19 protein-coding genes are annotated in these 19,586 nt (G+C 68.3%); 10 read left to right on the forward strand and 9 right to left on the reverse strand.

Annotated features, from left to right (window positions below):
* Window positions 1-34: 34 nt before the first annotated feature.
* The 3 genes from TSH64_RS25395 (at window position 35) to TSH64_RS25405 (ending at window position 3,257) form a co-directional block, all read left to right on the forward strand.
* A complete protein-coding gene (locus TSH64_RS25395; protein ID WP_109449290.1) occupies window positions 35-922 on the forward strand; it encodes a LysR substrate-binding domain-containing protein in 888 nt (295 codons plus the stop codon).
* 129 nt (window positions 923-1,051) lie between these two features.
* A complete protein-coding gene (locus TSH64_RS25400; protein WP_109453027.1) occupies window positions 1,052-2,269 on the forward strand; it encodes an MFS transporter in 1,218 nt (405 codons plus the stop codon).
* A gap of 34 nt (window positions 2,270-2,303) precedes the next feature.
* Window positions 2,304-3,257, forward strand: a complete 954-nt coding sequence (locus TSH64_RS25405) for an aldo/keto reductase (protein ID WP_109449292.1) — start codon at window positions 2,304-2,306, stop codon at window positions 3,255-3,257.
* A 22-nt stretch (window positions 3,258-3,279) separates the two neighbouring features.
* On the opposite strand, the gene TSH64_RS25410 is transcribed toward TSH64_RS25405, so the two are convergent.
* The 3 genes from TSH64_RS25410 to TSH64_RS25420 form a co-directional block, all read right to left on the reverse strand.
* Complete coding sequence (locus TSH64_RS25410) at window positions 3,280-4,659, reverse strand: chloride channel protein (RefSeq protein ID WP_109449294.1); 1,380 nt, start codon at window positions 4,657-4,659, stop codon at window positions 3,280-3,282.
* A gap of 150 nt (window positions 4,660-4,809) precedes the next feature.
* Complete coding sequence (locus TSH64_RS25415; RefSeq protein ID WP_109449296.1) at window positions 4,810-5,004, reverse strand: hypothetical protein; 195 nt, start codon at window positions 5,002-5,004, stop codon at window positions 4,810-4,812.
* 488 nt (window positions 5,005-5,492) lie between these two features.
* Window positions 5,493-7,733, reverse strand: a complete 2,241-nt coding sequence (locus TSH64_RS25420; protein ID WP_109449298.1) for a carbohydrate-binding domain-containing protein — start codon at window positions 7,731-7,733, stop codon at window positions 5,493-5,495.
* Between the two features lie 427 nt (window positions 7,734-8,160).
* On the opposite strand from TSH64_RS25420, the gene TSH64_RS25425 reads away from it, so the two are divergent.
* Window positions 8,161-8,646 carry a thioesterase family protein gene (locus TSH64_RS25425; protein WP_247873143.1) on the forward strand — a complete coding sequence of 162 codons (486 nt, stop codon included), beginning with the start codon at window positions 8,161-8,163 and terminating at the stop codon, window positions 8,644-8,646.
* A gap of 162 nt (window positions 8,647-8,808) precedes the next feature.
* Window positions 8,809-9,237 (forward strand): Lrp/AsnC family transcriptional regulator, encoded by a 429-nt coding sequence (locus TSH64_RS25430; RefSeq protein ID WP_247873144.1) that lies wholly within the window; start codon window positions 8,809-8,811, stop codon window positions 9,235-9,237.
* Between the two features lie 42 nt (window positions 9,238-9,279).
* Here the strand turns inward: TSH64_RS25430 and pyk are convergent, their stop codons facing one another.
* The 5 genes from pyk to TSH64_RS25455 form a co-directional block, all read right to left on the reverse strand.
* Window positions 9,280-10,704 carry a pyruvate kinase gene (gene pyk, locus TSH64_RS25435; RefSeq protein WP_109449300.1) on the reverse strand — a complete coding sequence of 475 codons (1,425 nt, stop codon included), beginning with the start codon at window positions 10,702-10,704 and terminating at the stop codon, window positions 9,280-9,282.
* A gap of 253 nt (window positions 10,705-10,957) precedes the next feature.
* Complete coding sequence (locus TSH64_RS25440) at window positions 10,958-11,149, reverse strand: hypothetical protein (RefSeq protein WP_109449302.1); 192 nt, start codon at window positions 11,147-11,149, stop codon at window positions 10,958-10,960.
* Between the two features lie 80 nt (window positions 11,150-11,229).
* Entirely contained in the window at window positions 11,230-12,153 is a 924-nt protein-coding gene (locus TSH64_RS25445) for a hypothetical protein (RefSeq protein ID WP_146208069.1), read from the reverse strand.
* Between the two features lie 245 nt (window positions 12,154-12,398).
* Complete coding sequence (locus TSH64_RS25450; protein ID WP_109449306.1) at window positions 12,399-12,773, reverse strand: hypothetical protein; 375 nt, start codon at window positions 12,771-12,773, stop codon at window positions 12,399-12,401.
* Between the two features lie 67 nt (window positions 12,774-12,840).
* Window positions 12,841-13,767, reverse strand: coding sequence for a MurR/RpiR family transcriptional regulator (locus TSH64_RS25455; RefSeq protein WP_109449308.1), 927 nt, complete (start codon window positions 13,765-13,767; stop codon window positions 12,841-12,843).
* A gap of 209 nt (window positions 13,768-13,976) precedes the next feature.
* Between TSH64_RS25455 and TSH64_RS25460 the strand changes: the two genes are divergently transcribed.
* The 4 genes from TSH64_RS25460 to TSH64_RS25475 are packed head-to-tail and all read left to right on the forward strand — an operon-like array spanning window position 13,977 to window position 16,874.
* Entirely contained in the window at window positions 13,977-14,771 is a 795-nt protein-coding gene (locus tag TSH64_RS25460) for a transporter substrate-binding domain-containing protein (protein WP_109449310.1), read from the forward strand.
* 34 nt (window positions 14,772-14,805) lie between these two features.
* Complete coding sequence (locus TSH64_RS25465; protein ID WP_098735605.1) at window positions 14,806-15,480, forward strand: amino acid ABC transporter permease; 675 nt, start codon at window positions 14,806-14,808, stop codon at window positions 15,478-15,480.
* The gene (locus TSH64_RS25470; RefSeq protein ID WP_109449312.1) at window positions 15,473-16,123 is read left to right on the forward strand and encodes an amino acid ABC transporter permease; all 651 of its coding nucleotides are present in this window, start codon (window positions 15,473-15,475) and stop codon (window positions 16,121-16,123) included. The genes TSH64_RS25465 and TSH64_RS25470 overlap by 8 nt, the downstream gene beginning before the upstream one ends.
* Window positions 16,110-16,874, forward strand: coding sequence for an amino acid ABC transporter ATP-binding protein (locus TSH64_RS25475; protein ID WP_109449314.1), 765 nt, complete (start codon window positions 16,110-16,112; stop codon window positions 16,872-16,874). Before TSH64_RS25470 ends, TSH64_RS25475 begins: the two co-directional genes overlap by 14 nt.
* A gap of 56 nt (window positions 16,875-16,930) precedes the next feature.
* Here TSH64_RS25475 and TSH64_RS25480 read toward each other — a convergent pair whose 3' ends face one another.
* Window positions 16,931-18,457, reverse strand: a complete 1,527-nt coding sequence (locus tag TSH64_RS25480; protein WP_109449316.1) for a PLP-dependent aminotransferase family protein — start codon at window positions 18,455-18,457, stop codon at window positions 16,931-16,933.
* 97 nt (window positions 18,458-18,554) lie between these two features.
* Here TSH64_RS25480 and TSH64_RS25485 point away from each other — a divergent pair, with 97 nt between their 5' ends.
* A complete protein-coding gene (locus TSH64_RS25485) occupies window positions 18,555-19,196 on the forward strand; it encodes an FMN-binding negative transcriptional regulator (protein WP_109449318.1) in 642 nt (213 codons plus the stop codon).
* The last annotated feature ends 390 nt before the right edge of the window (window positions 19,197-19,586 follow it).

Here is a 19,586-nt window from a genome sequence, read left to right on the forward strand (position 1 = left end):
GGGGTGGGATCGGAGTGACCTTGGGGATGGACGCATGCGCCGCCTGCCCTCGCTGAACGGGCTGCGCGCCTTCGAGGCGGCGGCCCGCCACCGCAGCTTCACCGCGGCGGCGGCGGAACTGCATGTCTCGCAGGCGGCGGTCAGCCGGATGGTGAAGCTGCTGGAGGACCGTCTGGGCTTCGCCCTGTTCGACCGCCGGGCCAACGCGCTGGAGCTGACCGAGCGCGGCCGGGCGTTGCAGCCGGCGCTGACCGAGGCGTTCGACGGCATCGCCCGGCGGGTCGAGCAGGTGGCGGCGATGCGGGCCGGGCCGGTGCTGACGGTGGGGATGGGAGCGACGGTGGCGGTGCGCTGGCTGATCCCGCGCCTGTCGGACTTCCATCTGGCCCATCCGGAGATCGAGGTGCGGATCGCCACCGGCGGGGCGGGGGCGCCGATGAACGACGACTGGACCTGCGCCGTCCTGCTCGGCGACGGCCAGTGGCCCGGCTATGAGGCGGAGCGGCTGTTCTCCTCCAGCCTGGAGCCGGTCTGCGCGCCGCGGCTGGCGGCGGCGCTGTGCAGGCCGGCGGATCTGGCCGGCGCCACGCTGCTGCACGTCTCCCACTGGGGGGAGGACTGGCCGCGCTGGCTGGAGGCCGCCGGGGTGGCGGATCCGATGCCGGCGTCGGGAACGCGGGGGCTGTCCTTCGGCAGCTATGCCATGACCTTGCAGGCGGCCATCGACGGCGTCGGGGTGGCGCTGGCGCCGCGGCTCTACAGTGCGGAGGACATCGCCGCCGGGCGCCTCGCGGCACCCTTCGCGCTGGCGGTGCCGATGGTCCATTCCTGGTATCTGGTCTATCGCGCCTCGCGCCGGGAGGATGGCGGCTTCGGCGCCTTCCGCGACTGGCTCTACCGGCTGCGCGCGGAGATCGAATGAGGCGGCGCATGGCCGGGCGGCGCAATTGAGCGATGCGCCGGCCGCGGGTGCCGACATAGGCTGTGCGCTGTTCTGTCACAGTTTCGACCAGACCAGTTTCGACCAGCCATGACCGCACAGGACCGCGCGATGCCGCCCACCGCCGCCCCTCTTCCCGCTGAAGACTCCGCCCACCCTGCCCTCTCCCGCTCGCTCGTCCTGCTGATGGCGCTGGCTTGCGGCGTGGTGGTCGCCAACATCTATTACGCCCAGCCGCTGGTCGGGCTGATCGGCCCGGCGGTCGGGCTGTCGCCGGAGACCGCCAGCCTCGTCGTCACCCTGACCCAGGTCGGCTATGGCGCCGGGCTGATCCTGCTGGTGCCGCTGGGCGATCTGCTGGAGAACCGCCGGCTGGTGGTGGTCACCCTGTGCAGCACGGTGGCGGCCCTGCTGGTGGCGGCCGTCGCCCCCACCGCGTCCCTGTTCCTGGCGGCGTCCTTCCTGATCGGCGTCACCTCGGTCGCCGTGCAGATGCTGGTGCCGCTGGCCGCCCACATGGCGCCGGAGGCCTCGCGCGGGCAGGTGGTCGGCAATGTGATGAGCGGGCTGCTGCTCGGCATCCTGCTGGCCCGCCCGGTGTCGAGCCTGATCGCCGACAGCCTGGGCTGGCGGGCGGTGTTCGGCCTGTCGGCGGTGGCGATGGTCGGCTTCGCCGTCCTGATGCGGCGGGTGCTGCCGCAGCGGCGGCCGACGGGCCGGTCGAGCTATGGCGCGCTGCTCGGCTCGCTGGGGCGGCTGCTGGTGCGCACACCGGTGCTGCAACGGCGGACCGTCTACCAGACCATGATGTTCGCCGCCTTCAGCCTCTATTGGACCTCGGTGCCGCTGCTGCTGGCGGGGGCGCCCTTCCATCTCAGCCAGCGCGGCATCGCGCTGTTCGCCCTGTCGGGGGCGGCGGGTGCCTTGGTGGCGCCGATCGCCGGGCGGATCGCCGACCGCGGCTGGACCCGGCCGGCCACCGGCTTCGCGCTGGCGATGGCGGCGCTGTCCTTCTTCGTGGCGCGTGCGGGAGAGGGGTCGATTGCGCTGCTGGTGCTGGCCGGGCTGCTGCTCGACATGGGCGTGCAGATGAACATGGTGCTGGGGCAGCGCGCCATCTATTCGCTGGGGGCGGAGACTCGCAGCCGGATGAACGCCATCTATATGGCGATCTTCTTCCTGGGCGGGGCCGCCGGCTCGGCGCTGGCCGGCTATGCCTTCGCCGTCGGCGGCTGGGAACCGGTGACCTGGATCGGCTTCGCCTTTCCCGCCATCGGCCTGCTGTTCTACCTGACCGAATTCCGAGGGGCGGCCCACCGCCTGACCTGAAATCGCCTGACCTGAACTCCAAGGAGACGATGCAATGGATCAACGCCAGCTTGGCCGTAGCGGCCTGACGGTGTCCCCGCTCTGCTTCGGCGGCAACGTGTTCGGCTGGACCGCCGACGAGGCGACCTCCTTCCGGCTGCTCGACGCCTTCGTCGATGCCGGCTTCAACTTCGTCGACACCGCCGACGTCTATTCGGCCTGGGCGCCCGGCAACCGGGGCGGCGAGTCCGAGACCATCATCGGCAACTGGATGAAGAGCCGCGGCAACCGCGACCGCATCGTGCTCGCGACCAAGGTCGGGTCGGAGATGGGGCCGGGGAAGAAGGGGCTGTCGCCCGCCTGGATCCGGACGGCGGTGGAGGACTCGTTGAAGCGGCTCCAGACCGACCGCATCGACCTCTACCAGTCGCACTGGGACGATCCCGAAACCCCGTTCGAGGACACGCTCGGCGCCTACAAGGAGCTGATCGACCAGGGCAAGGTCCGGGCCATCGGCGCCTCCAACCTGACCGCACCCCGCCTGCGCGAGGCGCTGGAGGTCAGCGCCCGCACCGGCCTGCCCCGCTACGAGACGCTCCAGCCGGAATACAACCTCTACAGCCGCGAGGGCTACGAGGCGGAGCTGGAGGGGATTTGCCGGGAGAACGGGCTGGGCGTCATCAACTACTATTCGCTGGCCGCCGGCTTCCTGACCGGCAAGTACCGCTCGGCAGACGATGTGGGCAAGAGTGCGCGCGGCAACGGGGTGGTGTCGAAATACCTGAACGAGCGCGGCCGGGCGATCCTGGCGGCGCTGGACGAGGTCGCCGGCCGGCATGGGGCGACGCCGTCACAGGTGGCGATTGCCTGGCTGATCGCGCGGCCCGGCCTGACCGCCCCCATCGCCAGCGCGTCGAAGCCGGAGCAGATGGGCGACCTGATCGCCGCCGCCCGGCTGCGGCTGGAGGCCGACGACATCGCGCAGCTGGACCGGGCCAGCGCTTATTGAGGGCGCTTATCGAGGCGTCAGGTCACGGCGACGGGATCGCCGCCGCCTTGGGCGGGGCCGGCTTGCCGGCCTCGTCGGTGCGCAGCACCGCCAGGAAGGCGTCCGCCATCGCGTGGTAGACTGAGTGCGGGCAGACCAGCCGGGACAGGGTGGTGGCGAGTGCGGCGCTCAGCATCAGCGGCAGCAGCATGTCGGGCGACGCGCTCATCTCCGTGACGATGACGACGGCGGTGAGCGGCGCCTGCACCACGCCGGCGAAATAGGAGACCATCGACAGCAGCACCACCGCCTCCAGCGAGCTGTCCGGCAGCAGCCCGCCGATGATGGAGCCGATGCCCGCCCCCACCGACAGCGACGGCGAGAAGATGCCGCCGGGGATGCCGCAGATGCCCGACAGGGCGGTCGCCAGCAGCTTGGCCGGGGCGTAGTACCAGGGCAGGGTCTCCACCCCGTCGAGCACGGCGCGGGCCTGCTCGTAGCCGGTGCCGAAGGTCAGTCCGCCGGTGACGGTGCCGATGACCGCCAGGGCGAGGCCGCAGCCGAGTGCGACGTACACCGGATGGCGGCCAATCCGTCCGCCAAGGCCGCAGCGGATCCAGCGCGACAGCCACAGCAGCAGGCTGCTGAAGCCGCCGCCGGCCAGCCCGCCGACGAGGCCGGTCGCCAGCACCGCCTTCCAGTCCTGCCAGCTGGCCGAGGCGGCGGTGTGGCCGAAATAGGCGTAGTTGCCGAGCAGGGCCACGGCGACCAGACCGGCCGCCACCACCGCCACCAGCACGAGGCCGCTGGTCCGCCGCTCGAAGCTGCGGGCCATCTCCTCGATGGCGAAGACGATGCCGGCCAGCGGCGTGTTGAAGGCCGCGGCGACGCCGGCCGCCCCGCCGGCCAGGATCAGACCGGGTTCCCGCCCCAGACCGGCGAGGGAGCCGGCCATCAGCATGATCGAGGCGCCGACCTGCACCGTCGGCCCCTCGCGCCCGATGGAGGCGCCGCAGGCCAGCCCGACCAGGGTCAGCAGGATCTTGCCCACGGCGATGCGCGGCGACAGCAGCCGGCGCTTGGCCGCCGGATCCTGGACATGGCGGGCGGCGATGGCCTGGGGAATGCCGCTGCCCTGCGATCCCGGCACCACCCGCAGCGCCACCCACGCCGAGAAGGCCAGACCCAGCGGGGTCAGCAGGAAGGGCAGCCAGGGCGATGCCGCCTCCGCCAGCCGGAACAGCTGCTGGGCGTAATCGGCGGCGCGGGCGAACAGCACGGCGACCAGACCGACCACGCCGGCACCGGACCAGAACAGCAGGCGCCGACGCCAGTTCCTGGGCGACATCCAGACATGGCGGGGGCGGCGCAGCCCCTGGGGAAGCCGGGGGGGCAGCCGATGTGGCAGACGGTTGGAAGGCATTGGACGGGCCGGAAGCGGGGGAACAGACGGGTGAAACGGCGGAACGCCGAATTTAGGTCCGTCCTTCTCCGCAGAACCAGCGGCAGTCATGCAGATCTGGGGTCACGCTCCGGGGTCAGCTGGGTCCGGGGGCACGCGTGAGGATCGGGGTCAGCGGCGGACGACGGTGACCGGCTGGGACCTCGAAGCGGAGCGGTTGCCGCGCGAGGCGATGGCGGCGCCTTGCAGGGTCTGCTGGCTGCGGCGCTTCTGCGCCTGCTCGACCTCGCGGCGGAAGTTGGGGCCGAGAGCCTCGTAGGCGGCCTTCAGCTCCGGGTCGTTCATCCAGATTTCGCGGCGATCCATGGTTTCCTCTTATATTGGCCGGCTGCCGGCCGAATGCCGGGCAGATCTGAGGCATGCCGCTCCTGAAGACGCTGTGCAGAAACGGCGTCGCGGGCGGGTCATCCGGCGTATTTATCAGGATGACGCCCGCGTTCCTTTTCTGAAGGCTGGGGCGGCATGACGACTGACAGGTTGGGGCGGTGAGTCTCTACTTCAAGATACGCCCGGTGTCGGATCGGGCGACTTTTCGAAAGCCATAACGCCCTGTCAGACCCAAGGTTCCAGCCGGTGTCTTATCGGCCGCAGGTGATAGGACCGGGGGAGAGAATTTCGCTTGTGAGGCGGGTTCCCCCTCTCCCCCCGGGGAGAGGGTCGGGGTGAGGGGGATGCACAAGGTGGATTCGGTGGGGAATCGGGGACTGCGCGGTTCTTGAAAATCCTCGCCGCGCGTCCCCCTCACCCTAACCCTCTCCCCGGGGGGAGAGGGGATATTGTGGTGGGGAGCAGGATCAGGCGTGCAGCAGGCCGATGTCGCTGTAGGCGATGTGGTCGAAGCCAAGGCCAAAGACCGGCGAGTTCGAGGCCAGGCTGAAATCGTCCGCACCCGGATTGACGAAGGCCGGGTTCAGGATCACCGAGCCCTTGTCGTAGCCGGCGGCCTGCCAGTTCGCCAGCGTGCCCCAGGCGCCGCTCGACATCACCTGCGGCCAGGCGTCGAACTCCTTCTCGGCGGTGTTCAGGCTGCTGTAGAAGTTGTTGTGCAGGTTGCCGACATTGGCCGGGCCGTAGATGTGGACGGCCGTGCCCTCGCGCACGTCGATGACGTTGCCCGAGATGTCGTTGCTGGTCATCGTGTGGCCCTTCCAGCCGCTCCAGGCGACATCCTGCTGGAGGCCGATCTGGGCGCCGCTGTTGCCGGCGATGACGTTCTCGGTGACCGTGTTGTTCCAGCCGCCATGCAGGAAGACGCCGCCGATGTTGTCATGGACGACGTTGCCCTTCACCGTGGTGCCGCTGGTCCAGTCGTCGAGATAGATGCCCCAGCTCGCCACCTGGCTCGACGGGTTGGTCGCGGTGGTGCCGGACACGTCGTTGTTGATGACGGTGTGGTTGGCCAGATCCTGCTGGCGGTTGATCAGGTAGATGCCGCCGCCGTCGTTGGACTCGAGGTTGGCGTTGATCACCTTGTTGTAGGAGATGGTCACGCGGTAGGCGGCGTCGCTGCCGTCCGTCTGGACCGAGCCGACGGCGATGGCCTTCTCCGGCGAATTCTCGATCTGGTTGTGGGTGACCTTGACGTCGGAGCTGCCGTTGATCCAGATGCCGGCGTCGCCGCGGTCGGCGGCGTTCGGATGGCGGATCAGATTGTCGGAGACCAGCGTGGCGTTGGAGCCGGCCTTGACGAAGATCGACTCCGCACCGGTGTTGTCGAACTGGTTGCCGGTGACCTTGCTGTTGGCGCTGTTCTGCACCGTGATGCCGTAGCCGCCGCCCTTGACCACATTGTTGGAGAAGGTCAGGCCGGACGCGTTGTCGGCGTAGACGTAATGGCCGCTGACGACGCCGTCGGCGAAGTTGAGCCCCTCGATGGTGACGTTCTTGGCGCCGCCGAGGCCGAAGGACACGCTGGCGTTGGAGCCGCCGTGGATCACCGCCTTCTCGCTGCCGTAGCCGGCGAAGGTCACGCCGCTGTCGCGGCTGTCCAGCCACAGCCCGCTCTGGTGATAGTCGCCGCCGCGGATGTAGGTGGTGTCGATGTTGGGGTCGGCGCGCATCGCCGCCTGCGCCTTGGCGAGGCTGGCGAAGGGACCGTCGGTGCCGTCGGCATTCGGCGCCGCCAGCTTGCCCGACCAGCTGTCCTTGCCGTTGGTGGCGACGTAGAAGGCCGGGCCGGTCGGGGTGGTGGGCGTGGTCGGCGTGGTCGGGGTCGTCGTGCTTCCGGCCGGGAAATCGGAGGCCGGGGCGTTCACCACCAGCGTGCCGTTCCACCACATGCCCTTCTGGCCGGCCACCACGTCCTTGCCGTCGAGCGCGCCCTTGTCATAGGTGACGGCGCTGTCGGTCGCGGCGTATTTGTGGCCGTTGATCGAGATGCTGTTGACGGTCAGGCTGCGGTCCTGGCCGTTGATCACCGCATCGTTGTCATACTGGATCTGCACCTTGTGCGCGACGCGGTCGGCGACGTCGGTGGTGAAGCTGAAATCCTTGGCGGCGGTGCCGGCGGTGCCCTCGCCGATCTGCTTGCCGTCGACCAGCACCTTGAAGTGGGCGTTGACGCCGCCCGCCGGGGTGCCGGAGGCGTTCACCACGATGGTGTCCTTGGCCGTCGTGCCCGCGGCCGGCGTCGCCGTGACGGCGGTGGGGAAATAGCTCTTGTCGGCGTTGACGACCAGCGTGCCGTTCCACCACAGGTTCGACTGGCCGGCGACGACGTCCTTGCCGTCCAGCGCACCCTTGTCGTAGCTGACGATGCCGGCGGTCGGCGCGATCGTCTTGCCGCCGATCGAGATGCTGTTGACGGTCAGGCTGCGGTCCTGGCCGTTGATGACGGCGTCGTTGTCGTACTTGATCTGCACCTTGTGCGCGACGTCGCTGGTCAGCACCGGCGTGAAGACGAAATCCTTCGCCGTCGTGCCGGCGGTGCCTTCACCCACCTTCTGGCCGTCGACCAGCAGGGTGAAATGGGCATTGATGCCGCCTGCGGCCTTGCCCAGGGCGTTCACGACGATCTTGGTAGCGGAAGTGGCCATCGGTTCGGTGTCCTCGCCTGATGTGCCCGCCAGCCTTGACCGCCTCTTGGGGCGGCTGGCTTTCGGGGCCTGATGTCCGTTTTGGGCCTGAACCCGGATGCGGGACGCAGGATGGCGGGGTGTTGCGGGATCTTTGTGTGATGTTTGCCCTAAAAAGAGCGGAATCCGCGACAAATTGCGGACATCCGGACCGAGAGCCGGTTGCGGCCGTTGTCGTGATTGCAGTGCAGCATTTCCGCAACAGCGCTGGGTACGAAACTTGCGGATTTCCCTTATTGATGAAGGAAGCCGTTGAACGAAAGGTGCTTTTCCCGGATTGTTTGGAATAGCTACAACTGTTTGCCGCCGGAACGAGACGCGGCGACCGCGAGGCGCCGGGCATCCCCATATGTCAGGCGACCGGAGCGGAACAAGGATTGACCGAGAGATGCCTGAGTACAGCGAGCGGACGCGCCGTGCCGAAGACCACGCCAGCCACCGGCCCCTGCCGGCGGGCTGTTTCCGGGTGCAGCGGCCCATTCGCTTCTCCCACTGCGACCCGGCCGGCATCGTCTATTTCCCGGTCTATTTCGACATGTTCAACGGGGCGGTGGAGGACTGGTTCACCCAGGGGCTGGACATCGACTATGCGACGATGATCCTGCAGCGCCGCCTGGGCCTGCCCATCGTGCATGCCGAATGCGACTTCGTCATTCCCAGCCGGATGGGCGACACGCTGACGCTGGGCGTCCTGTTGGAACGGCTGGGCCGCAGCTCGCTCCAGCTGCGCATCAACGGCGAGCATGAGGGGCAGGTCCGGCTGTCGGGCAGCCTGACCGTTGTCACCACCTCGCTGGACGATTTCGCCGCCGTGCCGATCCCGGACGACATCCGGGAGGCCATGAAGCGCTATCAGGCGGGCTGCGAGGGGTAAGGGGGGCTGGGCCTATTCCCCCTCTCCCCCCTGGGGAGAGGGCCGGGGTGAGGGGGACGCACTGCGTGGCTATCCCGAGAATCCTCGCTATGCTCCCCCCTCACCCTAACCCTCTCCCCGGGGGGGAGAGGGGATTGTGCGTGCCTTCCCCCGTGACGGACCATGATGGACGATTTCGACCGGCGGCTGATCGATCTGTTGACGGTGAACGCCCGCACCAGCACGGCGGCGCTCGGGCGGGCGCTGGGGCTGTCGCGCTCGACCGTGCAGGACCGCATCGCCCGGCTGGAGCGGCAGGGGGTGATTTCCGGCTATACCGTGAAGCTGGGCGATCCGGCGCCGCGGCGCGGCGTGTCGGCGCTGGTGATGATCAGCGTGAACGCCCGGCTGGCCGACCGCGCCGTGCATGCCCTGCGCAAGATGCCGGAGGTCCTCCGGCTGCACAGCATCAGCGGGCAATACGATTTGTGCGCCACCGTCGGCACCGAAACCCATGACGCGATGGACGCCGCACTGGACGCCATCGGCCGCCTGCCGGGGGTCGAGCGGACGATGTCGTCCATCGTGCTGTCGACGAAGATGGAACGGTAAAAGCCGGCGGAGCGGCGGGGGTGCCGCCGCTCCGCTTCGGCCTTACGCCTTGCCGTCCATGTGGATGACGCGCAGGTTGTTGGTGGTGCCGGCCTGGGCGAAGGGGATGCCGGCGACGACCACCAGGGTGCCGGTCTTGCCGGCCAGTTCCTCCGAGCGCCCGATGGCGATGGCGCGGTCGACCATCTCCTCGTAGGTGCGGATGTCGTCGGACAGCACGCTGTGGGCACCCCACAGCAGGCAGAGCCGGCGCGACACCGCCGTGTCGGGGGTGATCGCCAGGATCGGCACCTCCGGCCGCTTGCGGGCGATGCGGGCCGCGGTGGTGCCGCTGGAGGTGAAGGCGACGATGGCCGAGGAATGCAGGGTGTCGGCCAGATCGGCGGCGGCGGCGGCCACCGCGTGGGGCGGCGTGTGCTCCTCGCCCGGATGGGTCGCCTGGATCAGCGAGCGGTAGAGCTTGTGCTGCTCGGTGGAGCGGATGATGCGGTCCATCATGGTGACCGCCTCGACCGGATACTGGCCTGAGGCCGATTCGGCCGACAGCATCACCGCGTCGGCGCCGTCATAGATGGCGGTCGCCACGTCCGACGCCTCGGCCCGTGTCGGGGTCGGGGCGGAGACCATCGAATCGAGCATCTGGGTGGCGACGATCACCGGCTTCACCGCGAGGCGGCAGGCGCGCACCAGCTCCTTCTGGCGGCCGGGCACGTCCTCGTGCGGGATTTCGACGCCGAGGTCGCCGCGCGCCACCATCACCGCGTCGGACAGGCGGATGATGTCGTCGATCTTCTCCAGCGCCTGCGGCTTCTCGATCTTCGCCATGATGCCGGCGCGGTCGCCGATCAGGCCGCGGCCCTCCAGGATGTCGCCCGGCTTCTGCACGAAGGACATGGCGACCCAGTCGACGCCCAGCTCCAGCCCGAAGGCGAGGTCGGCGCGGTCCTTGGCCGTCAGCGGCGACAGGTCCAGGATGGTGCCCGGCAGGTTGACGCCCTTGCGGTTGGAGATGGTGCCGCCGACGACGACCTTCGCCTCGATCCAGTCGTCGCCCAGCTCGGTCACCTCGACGCGGACGCGGCCGTCGTCGATCAGCAGATGGTGGCCCGGCATGATGGCGGCGAAGATTTCCGGGTGCGGCAGCGGGATGGAGCGCTTGTCGCCGTCGGTCCCCTGGAGCACGAAGCGGATCTGCTCGCCGGTGGTGACGGCGATCTTGCCGTCGCGGATGGTGCCGACGCGGATCTTCGGACCCTGGAGATCCTGAAGGATGCCGATGGGGCGGCCGACCTCGGCCTCCAGCTCGCGGATGGCGCGGTGGACCTTGGCGTGGTCGTCGTGGGTGCCATGGCTGAAGTTCAGCCGGAAGGTGTCGACACCGGCCAGGAACAGGGTCTTCAGCATCTCGGGCGAGTTGCTAGCCGGTCCGACGGTGGCGACGATCTTGGCGCGGCGATGACGGCGCATATGGTTCCGGCCGCGGGGGCCGTCCTCTTTTGGCTGGGCCGTCCGGTGCGCCGCCGGGGCGGCCACCATGAGAGGACGGCGGGGTGACTGGTCAGCGGCACGAACGGCGGCGACGGGCAACCCCTTCGGGAAGCCCGTCAGCCGTTCGCGTGCCATACCAGGGTGTCGCGATTGGCGCCGGAAAGCAAGGCGGCAGGCAGGGGATGGGGGATGAAACGGCGGGCGGCCGCCGCCCTGCGGCACCGCAGCGCGGTCAGCCGCGCGCCCTGGCCAGCAGCCACCGCATCGCCGCATCGGCCGGATGGGTCAGGGCGAAGAGAAGCGCCGAGCGGACGATGTGCAGCGCCGACGGCGAAGTGCCGGGCCTGACCCGGATGTCCGCCTCCAGCAGGCCGACGATGCCGACGAGCAGATAGGCGCAAGTGCAGAACCACAGGAACGACATGAGGCCTCCAGTCGGAGAGGTCATGCCATTCCCGTGGTTAAGGATGCTCTAACGCCGGCTTTGCCGGCCGTTACCGAAGATCAGTCGGCGACGACGAGGCGGTCGCGCCGCGGGGTGCCGATGCGGCCGCCGATCGCGGCGGCCAGGGCGCCGAGCAGCAGGGCGACGGTGCCCCAGATGCCGGCGGCGGACAGGGTGTTGCTGGTCGCCTTGGCGGCGTTGGTCGCCGTCTCGGCCGCCTGCTGCTTGGCCGACCCGAACTGCTGTTCGAGCTGCTGGAGACGCTGGCGGGCCTGATCCTCGGGGATGCCGGCCTGCTGGGCGACGATGGAGACCGCCTGCTGGCGCGCCTGGTCGGCCTCGGGACCGCCGGCGGCCATCTTGGTCAGGGCGCTGAGCAGCTGGGTGCGGGCGTCCTCGCCGCTGCGCTGCTGGTCGGCCGGGCGCATCAGATCCTCGGCCTGCCGGCGCAGATCCTCGGCCGACACACCGGAGGCGCGGGCGACCTCGGGGACCGCCTGCTTCACCGTCTGGGCGACGCCCGAGGTGGCGCTGCCCAGCGCGTTGAAGGCGCCGCCGGTGATGCTGCCCAGCGTGGTGGTGACGAGATAGGCGCTGATCAGCAGCGCGAAGGCCCAGGTCAGCAGGCCGTGGATCAGCCCGTCGCCGCGGGTCGGCACCCCGGCGAGCCGGGCCGCGACATAGCCGCCGACGCCGAGCGCCAGCATATAGCTGACCGTCCACCACAGCCCGGCGCTGATCCCGAAGGAACTGGCCTGTGGCAGGGCGTCGCGCCCGGCGCCGGGGTCGATGGCCGTCAGGCCGATGCCCAGCCCGAGCATGCTGAGCAGCAGCTGGATCGCCAGGGCCAGGACGACGCCGGCAAAGACGCCGGCCCAGGAGACGCGGCGGTGGACGCCCGGCCTCACCTCGACATCGGTGGCAAGGACTGTGCGGCGTGGTCCCGTTTCGGGCGATGAGTAGGCACCGTGCTGTGTGATCATGCTCAAGGTCCTTAAAGCCTGGAGGGGACGCAAAAGACTGGAGCCGCCGATGTCCGGGATCGCAAATGACCAATCCCGGACTGTGGATATCGGATACTCTTCACGCCTTGAACATCATGCCGGCAGCAAAGGTTCCTCGCGAAAACAGCAGGTTCCGCAGGGTTGGAAAGTCGACGAGAAACCGGAATCCTTTTGGGAGTACAATGACGAAGCAGGTCGAATAATGATCATTCCTTCAACAGAAATTATATTTCGGCATTCTTTCCTGTGCCGGGCGCTTTGCGCAGCCAGCCGAAGGACAGGACCAGCCGCTCGCCGACCCCCTCGGTCACGCGGTGCGGATGGAGGTCCGGGCGGAAATACTTGATGCGGGGCCGGTCGACGATCGCCTCGTCGCACAGGAACAGGCCGCCCGACGCCGGCTGGCGCAGGATGATGTTGACGCGGTGGTGCTCGAAGCCGTCGGGCGCCGGGTCGACATGCTCGTCCAGGCCGCTGGTCGTCGGATAGCGCAGCAGATAGCAGTCGAAGCGCAGCCGGGACGAGCGGGCCAGCAGCATCTTGAAATAGTCCCTGCCGCCATTTTCCTGGCGGCCGCGGTCCCACCGCAACCAAGCCATCGTCCTGCTCCCGACCGTGAAACGCGTCTCCGGTGGATGCTATCCGACCGCAGCCGGGGCGACAGACTCACAATTCGCCAAGCCGGTCATGCAGATCCTCGATGGCGCGGATGCGGGCGCGGCCGGCCTCGCCGGTCAGCGGGATCAGCTCGGCGGCGAGCGCGTGGATCACCGCCAGGGCGGCGACATGGGTGTCGAGGGCGGCGAGGCTGCGCGTCTCGCAGCGGAAGGTCAGCGGCGGCGGCGGGGCCTCCAGCGCGGAATGGCTGTCGGCGATCAGGATGGTGGGGATGCCGCGCTCCCCCGCGATGCGCAGCAGGCGGACGATGGCCGGCGGACGGCGGCGGATGCCGACCAGGAACAGCAGGTCGCCCGGATTGAGATCGCCGGGCTCCAGATCGGCCAGCGTCTCCGCCATCGTCTCGCCGGTTGCCGCCAGCTGGTGGACCTCGCCGCGGACCTGGATGAACTGCCAGCGGGCATAGCCGGCCAGGAAGGCGCTGTTGCGGGCGCCGCAGACCCAGATGCGCCGGGCGTCGGCGAGCGCGCGGGCCGCGCGGGCCAGCATCGCCGGGTCGGTCTGGCGGGCGGTGGCGGCGAGCGCCTCCGCACTGCGCCGGAAATGCGCGTCGAGTGGCGCCGGATCGCCGTCGGCAACCGCTGCCGACGCGGGGGTCGGGCCGCCGGGCGGCAGCAGGAACAGCGGCGAGCCCCAGTCGCCGCCGCGCCGGGCGGCCAGACGCGCCGCCTCGAAGCCGGCATAGCCGAGCCGGCGGACCAGACGCGACACCGTCATCTTCGACACGCCGGCCCGGCCGGCCAGCTCGGTCGCCGAATAGCCCGACAGCTCGCCCGGACAGGCGAGGATCACATCGGCGAGCTGTCGCTCCATAGGGCTGAGGTCGCCATAGCGGTCGCGGATGCGGGCGGTCAGCGACGGTTCGCCTGCCTCCGGTCCATCCGGGGCCTTTGCGGCGTGAATTGCCTGTTTCATGGGCTGATCGCCTCTCGGCTTCGGCATTTGCACAAAAAATGGATTCCGGGGCTGCAACCAAAGCGGTGTTACATTTGTAACGGCTCCTTGCGTTGGCGGGATAAGCGTAACATTCCCGCGCCTTTGCGGCACACCCGAATTCGTAGGACGAAAGTGGCACATGGTTTGAAAAGGAGGGTCATCGTCTTTCGGTTCGGAGATCAGGTGCCATGCGGTTCGCGAAGATTCTGGGTGCTCTCGGCCTTGCCACGGCGGTTCTGGCCGGCGGTCTTGCCCCGACCCATGCAAAAGCCGACGCGCTTGAGCGCATCGCCAAGGAGAAGGTGCTGCGCGTCGCCGTTCCGCAGGACTTCCCGCCCTTCGGCTCGGTCGGCACCGACCTGAAGCCGGTCGGCTACGACATCGACGCCGCCACCCTGATCGCCAAGGAGATGGGCGCCAAGGTGGAGCTGGTGCCGGTGACCAGCACCAACCGCATCCCCTATTTGACCACCGGCAAGGTCGATCTGGTGATCTCCAGCCTGGGCAAGAATGCCGAGCGCGAGAAGGTCATCGACTTCTCCACCGCCTACGCCCCCTTCTACAACGGCGTCTTCGGTCCCGACGACATCAAGGCCGAGAAGGTCGAGGATCTGGACGGCAAGACCGTCGGCGTCACCCGCGGCTCGGTCGAGGACATCGAGCTGTCGAAGATCGTGTCGGACAAGGTCACCGTCCGCCGCTATGAGGACAACAACGGCACCATCTCCGCCTTCCTGTCGGGTCAGGTGCAACTGGTCGCCACCGGCAACGTGGTCGCCGCCGCCATCTTCGAGCGCAACCCGCCGCGCCAGCCGATCCTGAAGTTCCTGGTCAAGAACTCCCCCTGCTTCGTCGGGCTGAACAAGAACGAGGGGCCGCTCCTGGAGAAGGTCAACGCCATCATCGCCAAGGCGAAGGACGACGGCTCGCTGAACGACATCGCCAAGAAGTGGCTGCACGCGCCGCTGCCGAAGGATCTGTGATCGCCTGACCCTTCCACCGGCACGGGACCGTATCATGGCCTACAGTTTCGATTTCTCGTCCCTGCTGGACTACACGCCCGTGCTGGTGGACGGGGTGGCGACCACCGTGGCGCTGACCGCGGTCAGCACGGTGCTGGGGGTGGCGCTCGGCATCGGCGGGGCGGCGGCACGGACCTCCAGCGTCAAGCCGCTGGCGGTCGTCGTCGGCGCCTATGTCGAGCTGATCCGCAACACGCCCTTCCTGGTCCAGCTGTTCTTCATCTTCTTCGGGCTGCCGTCGCTGGGCATCCGGCTGGCGGAATGGCAGGCGGCGGTGCTGGCGATGGTGATCAATCTCGGCGCCTATTCGACCGAGATCATCCGCGCCGGCATCGAGGCGACGCCGAAGGGCCAGATCGAGGCCGGGGCCAGCCTGGGCATGACCGGGCCGCAGATCTTCCGTTACGTCGTGCTGGGGCCGGCGATGGCGAAGATCTGGCCGGCGCTGACCAGCCAGATCGTCATCGTCATGCTGGGCTCGTCGGTCTGCTCGCAGATCGCAGCGGAGGAGCTGAGCTTCGCCGCCAACTTCATCCAGTCCCGCAATTTCCGGCCCTTCGAGGTCTATTTCCTGGCGACCGCGCTGTATCTGGCGCTGGCGGTGGGGTTGCGCTGGATCTTCAGCCTGATGGGGCAGCGGATGTTCGCCAAGGGGGTGTCGCGTGCTTAACTTCACCCTGTGGGACATCCTGTCCAACCTGCTGCTGGCGGCACGCTGGACGGTGCTGCTGTCGCTGATCGCCTTCGTCTCCGGCGGTGTGGCGGGCCTGCTGCTGCTGGTCGCCCGCGTGTCGCCGGTGCCGCCGCTGCGCATCGCGGCAAAGCTGTTCATCGAGGTGTTCCAGGGCACGCCGCTGCTGATGCAGCTGTTCATCGTCTTCTTCGCCCTGCCGCTGATCGGCATCGAGACCTCGGCCTGGACCTCGGCCGCCGTCGCGCTGACTTTGTTCACCGCCGCCTATCTCGCCGAGATCTGGCGCGGCTGCGTCGAGGCGGTGCCGAAGGGTCAGTGGGAGGCCTCGGCCAGCCTCGCCATGACATTCCCTGAGCAGATGCGCCACGTCATCCTGCCGCAGGCCCTGCGCATCGCCGTGCCGCCGACCGTCGGTTTCTCGGTGCAGGTGGTGAAGGGCACGGCGGTGACCTCCATCATCGGCTTCGTCGAGGTGACGAAGGCCGGGACCATGATCACCAACGCCACCTTCCAGCCCTTCCTGGTCTATGGGCTGGTCGGGCTGATCTATTTCGCCCTGTGCTACCCGCTGTCGCTGTCGGCCAAGGCGCTGGAAAGGAAGCTCAATGTCGCCCGTTAACACGTCCGCCACCGTCCGGCCCCTGGTGAAGCTGTCGGCCATCCGCAAATCCTTCGGCCCGGTGGAGGTGCTGAAGGGCGTCGACATGGCGGTCGAGGAGGGACAGGTCGTCGCCATGATCGGCCGCAGCGGATCGGGCAAGAGCACGCTTCTGCGCAGCATCAACGGGCTGGAGCGCATCGACGGCGGCGTCATCGAGGTGGACGGCGAATGCGTCGATCCCGGCCAGATCGACCTGCGCGCCCTGCGCCAGAAGGTCGGCATGGTGTTCCAGCAGTTCAACCTGTTCCCCCATCTGACCGCCGGCGAGAATGTGATGCTGGCGCTGAAGGTGGTGAAGAAGCAGGACAAGGCCGCCACCCGCGCCGCCGCGGAATCGGCGCTGGCCAAGGTCGGGCTGGGCCACAAGTTCGACGCCTATCCGTCGCAGTTGTCGGGCGGCCAGCAGCAGCGCGTCGCCATCGCGCGGTCGCTGGCGATGGCGCCAAAGGTTCTGCTGTGCGACGAGATCACCTCGGCGCTCGACCCCGAGCTGGTCGCCGAGGTGCTGGGGGTGGTGCGCAAGCTGGCCGAGGAGGGCATGACGCTGATCCTGGTGACGCACGAGATGCGCTTCGCCCGCGAGGTCTGCGACCGGCTGGTCTTCATGCATGGCGGCCGCATCGCCGAACAGGGACCGCCGGCCAAGCTGTTCGACCGGCCGTCGACGCCGGAACTGGCGCAGTTCATCGGCATGGTCGAGGCGCGCTGACCGGCGCGCCCTCATCGGCCGGAGTTGTGGGAGTGTGGAGACCGTTCGACCAGGGTTCAGGCCAAGATTTCGAGGGCGGCGCCCAGCCTTTCGATACCCTGGGCGATCTCACGGCCATCCAGGCCGGCATAGCCGATCACCAGACCGGGATGGTCCGGACGGTCGGAATCCGGTCGGCCGGAAAGGGCTGACGGGTCGTAGAGCGGGGTGATGGGGTAGACGCCCACACCCGCCGCCCGTGCCGCCGACACGATCATGGCCTCCCGCTCCAGCGGAAAGCGGGTGAGCCAGGCGACGACATGCAGCCCGGCCTCGGCCCCGTCGACCCTGACCCCATCGCCGAACCTTGTCCGCAAGGCTGCCAGCAGAGCGGCGCGCCGTTCGCCGTTGCGCCGCCGCACCCGCCGGACGTGCCGTTCATAGGCGCCGCTGGCGAGCAGTTCCGTCAGGGCGCTCTGCTCCAGGGCCGGCGTGTGGCGGTCCGCCAGCCGCTTCGCCGCGCGGAAGGACTGGATCAACGGCCGCGGAACCACGAGATAGCCGAGCCGCAAGGCCGGCGAGAGCGTCTTCGACACCGTGCCAAGATAGATGACGCTTCTGGCCCTATCCAGGGTTTGCAGGGTGGGGATGGGGGCGACGTCGAAACGATATTCGCCGTCATAGTCGTCCTCGATGACAGTGGCCCCGCAGGCCCGCGCCCAGGCCAGCAGATCCTGGCGGCGGCTGATGGTCATGACGCTGCCGAGCGGGAACTGGTGCGACGGCGTCACATAGGCCAGACGGGCGGGCGGCAGCCGCTCCGTGCGCATGCCTTCCCGATCCACCATCTGCGGGATCAGCCGCGCGCCGGTGGCGGTGAGGATGTCCCGGGCCGCCGCATAGCACGGATTCTCGATGATCGCCGGCTCTCCGGGATCGAGCAGAAGCCGCACGCTCAGGTCGAGACCCTGCTGCGATCCGTTCACCACGATGATCTGGTCGGGATCGCAGCGCAGCCCCCGGGCCCGCCAAAGATAGGCTTGCAGGGCCGAGCGGAGTTCGGGCGAGCCGGACGGATCGCCATAGCGCAGGCGGGATGGACGGCACAGGATGGCGGCGTCGACGGCCCGCTTCCAGGTGAGGGTCGGGAAGTCCGACGCGGCGAGTTCGCCATAGCGGAAGTCGATGACGGGCGCATCGGGGCCGGGGAGATGCTGCATGGGAAGGCCGGCCAGCCGGCGCCCGAACTCCGAAAGCCGGGGTGGTGGCGCGCCGGTGTCCGGTGGCACCGGCCGTTCCGTTTTCAGCCCGTCGGGTTTCAGGTCATTCGGGCTCAGGCCATCCAGTTTCAGGCCATCCAGTTTCAGGCCCTTCGGCACCTGTGGCCTTGCGCCCTGCCTCACCTCCAGATAGCCCTCGGCGGCGAGTTGTTCATAGGCGGCCGTAACCGTCGCGCGGGACACGCCGAGGTCGGCGGCGAGAGCGCGCGACGACGGCAGGCGCGAGCCGGGCGGATAAACGGCGTTGGCGATCTGGGCCCTGATCGCGTCGACGATTCGGGACGCGATGGTCCTGACCCCATCCGGCTGCGGAAGCGTGGGCATCGACTGGACCGGTCAAAAAGATCAGAACTGGCTGTTCAGTGTGGGCCAGTTTTTACGGAAACTCCATCCCGAACTCCAGCTTGACCAAGAGGCCTGCATGTATATCCCAGCCGCGTTCCGCGAAACCGATCTGCCCTTCATCCATGAGACGATGCGGGCCGTCGGGCTCGCCAATCTGGTGACGACCACGGCCGGCGGGCTGCTGTGTACTCCCCTGCCCCTGTTCCTCGCTGCCGACGAGGGCGGGATGGGCACGCTCTACGGGCATGTGGCGAAAGCGAATTCTCAATGGAGGGAGACGCCGGTGGCGGAGGCCCTGGCGATCTTCATGGGGCCGGACGCCTATGTCACCCCGTCCTGGTACGAGGGCAAGAGCCGGGACGGCAAGGTCGTTCCGACCTGGAATTACGTCGCGGTCCACGCCTATGGCCCGGTCGAGTTCTTCGAGGATGCCGACCGGCTGCTCGATGTCGTCACGCGGCTGACCGACCGTCACGAGTCCTCGCGCCCGCAGCCCTGGGGCGTCGGCGATGCCCCGCCCGACTTCGTCCGGGCGCAGCTGCGCGGCATCGTCGGTGTGCGGCTGCCCATCGCCCGGATCGACGCCAAGCGGAAGATGAGCCAGAACCGCAGCGAGGCGGATAGGGCGACGGTGAAGGAGGAACTGTCCAGGAGCGGATGCGCTCGGGGCCGTCAGGCTGCCGCCCTCATCCCGGCTATTCCGGACGGCGTCCCCTGAGCCGGTCCGCACTCGCGGCCGGCATGCGGCTGACCGGTCGTTGCTGTCCAAAAGGAATATAAGCTTATAAAAAATCTCTTAACGCTTTGCCCGCAGGCCGTTGTGGCCTCACGAGCATTAACTTTTTTGCGGGTGAAAAAGGTCTGATGCGAATTCGTCTTACCCCGGTGGCTGTAATTCTGCGTGCTAGGTTTCTATCAATCCAGTCCCCGGATTGATCAGTATATCCGGCTTACATCTGGCATCATCCCGCGGAATTTTTGAAAGAATGATGCGTGAGTGTGGTTGTGTTCCCGAGTGAATCCGTCTATGTCTTTCGAGATCAACTTTCCAATATGATGTGATTCAAAGTGGATATTGGCTCTTTCAAAAGAAGACTGTGTACAGGAT

Origin of the sequence: Azospirillum sp. TSH64 (assembly GCF_003116035.1) — a bacterium.
Classification (GTDB): Bacteria; Pseudomonadota; Alphaproteobacteria; order Azospirillales; family Azospirillaceae; genus Azospirillum.

Bases quoted from the DNA above. Each gene is read 5' to 3' on its own strand.
- TSH64_RS25475 (WP_109449314.1), top strand. From the start codon at position 16,110: ATGTCGCCCGTTAACACGTCCGCCACCGTCCGGCCCCTGGTGAAGCTG.
- TSH64_RS25400 (WP_109453027.1), top strand. From the start codon at position 1,052: ATGCCGCCCACCGCCGCCCCTCTTCCCGCTGAAGACTCCGCCCACCCT.
- TSH64_RS25445 (WP_146208069.1), bottom strand. From the start codon at position 12,153: ATGATCACACAGCACGGTGCCTACTCATCGCCCGAAACGGGACCACGC.
- TSH64_RS25450 (WP_109449306.1), bottom strand. From the start codon at position 12,773: ATGGCTTGGTTGCGGTGGGACCGCGGCCGCCAGGAAAATGGCGGCAGG.
- TSH64_RS25485 (WP_109449318.1), top strand. From the start codon at position 18,555: ATGTATATCCCAGCCGCGTTCCGCGAAACCGATCTGCCCTTCATCCAT.
- TSH64_RS25465 (WP_098735605.1), top strand. From the start codon at position 14,806: ATGGCCTACAGTTTCGATTTCTCGTCCCTGCTGGACTACACGCCCGTG.
- pyk (WP_109449300.1), bottom strand. From the start codon at position 10,704: ATGCGCCGTCATCGCCGCGCCAAGATCGTCGCCACCGTCGGACCGGCT.
- TSH64_RS25460 (WP_109449310.1), top strand. From the start codon at position 13,977: ATGCGGTTCGCGAAGATTCTGGGTGCTCTCGGCCTTGCCACGGCGGTT.
- TSH64_RS25440 (WP_109449302.1), bottom strand. From the start codon at position 11,149: ATGTCGTTCCTGTGGTTCTGCACTTGCGCCTATCTGCTCGTCGGCATC.
- TSH64_RS25430 (WP_247873144.1), top strand. From the start codon at position 8,809: ATGATGGACGATTTCGACCGGCGGCTGATCGATCTGTTGACGGTGAAC.
- TSH64_RS25480 (WP_109449316.1), bottom strand. From the start codon at position 18,457: ATGCCCACGCTTCCGCAGCCGGATGGGGTCAGGACCATCGCGTCCCGA.
- TSH64_RS25410 (WP_109449294.1), bottom strand. From the start codon at position 4,659: ATGCCTTCCAACCGTCTGCCACATCGGCTGCCCCCCCGGCTTCCCCAG.
- TSH64_RS25425 (WP_247873143.1), top strand. From the start codon at position 8,161: ATGCCTGAGTACAGCGAGCGGACGCGCCGTGCCGAAGACCACGCCAGC.
- TSH64_RS25395 (WP_109449290.1), top strand. From the start codon at position 35: ATGCGCCGCCTGCCCTCGCTGAACGGGCTGCGCGCCTTCGAGGCGGCG.
- TSH64_RS25455 (WP_109449308.1), bottom strand. From the start codon at position 13,767: ATGAAACAGGCAATTCACGCCGCAAAGGCCCCGGATGGACCGGAGGCA.
- TSH64_RS25405 (WP_109449292.1), top strand. From the start codon at position 2,304: ATGGATCAACGCCAGCTTGGCCGTAGCGGCCTGACGGTGTCCCCGCTC.
- TSH64_RS25420 (WP_109449298.1), bottom strand. From the start codon at position 7,733: ATGGCCACTTCCGCTACCAAGATCGTCGTGAACGCCCTGGGCAAGGCC.
- TSH64_RS25415 (WP_109449296.1), bottom strand. From the start codon at position 5,004: ATGGATCGCCGCGAAATCTGGATGAACGACCCGGAGCTGAAGGCCGCC.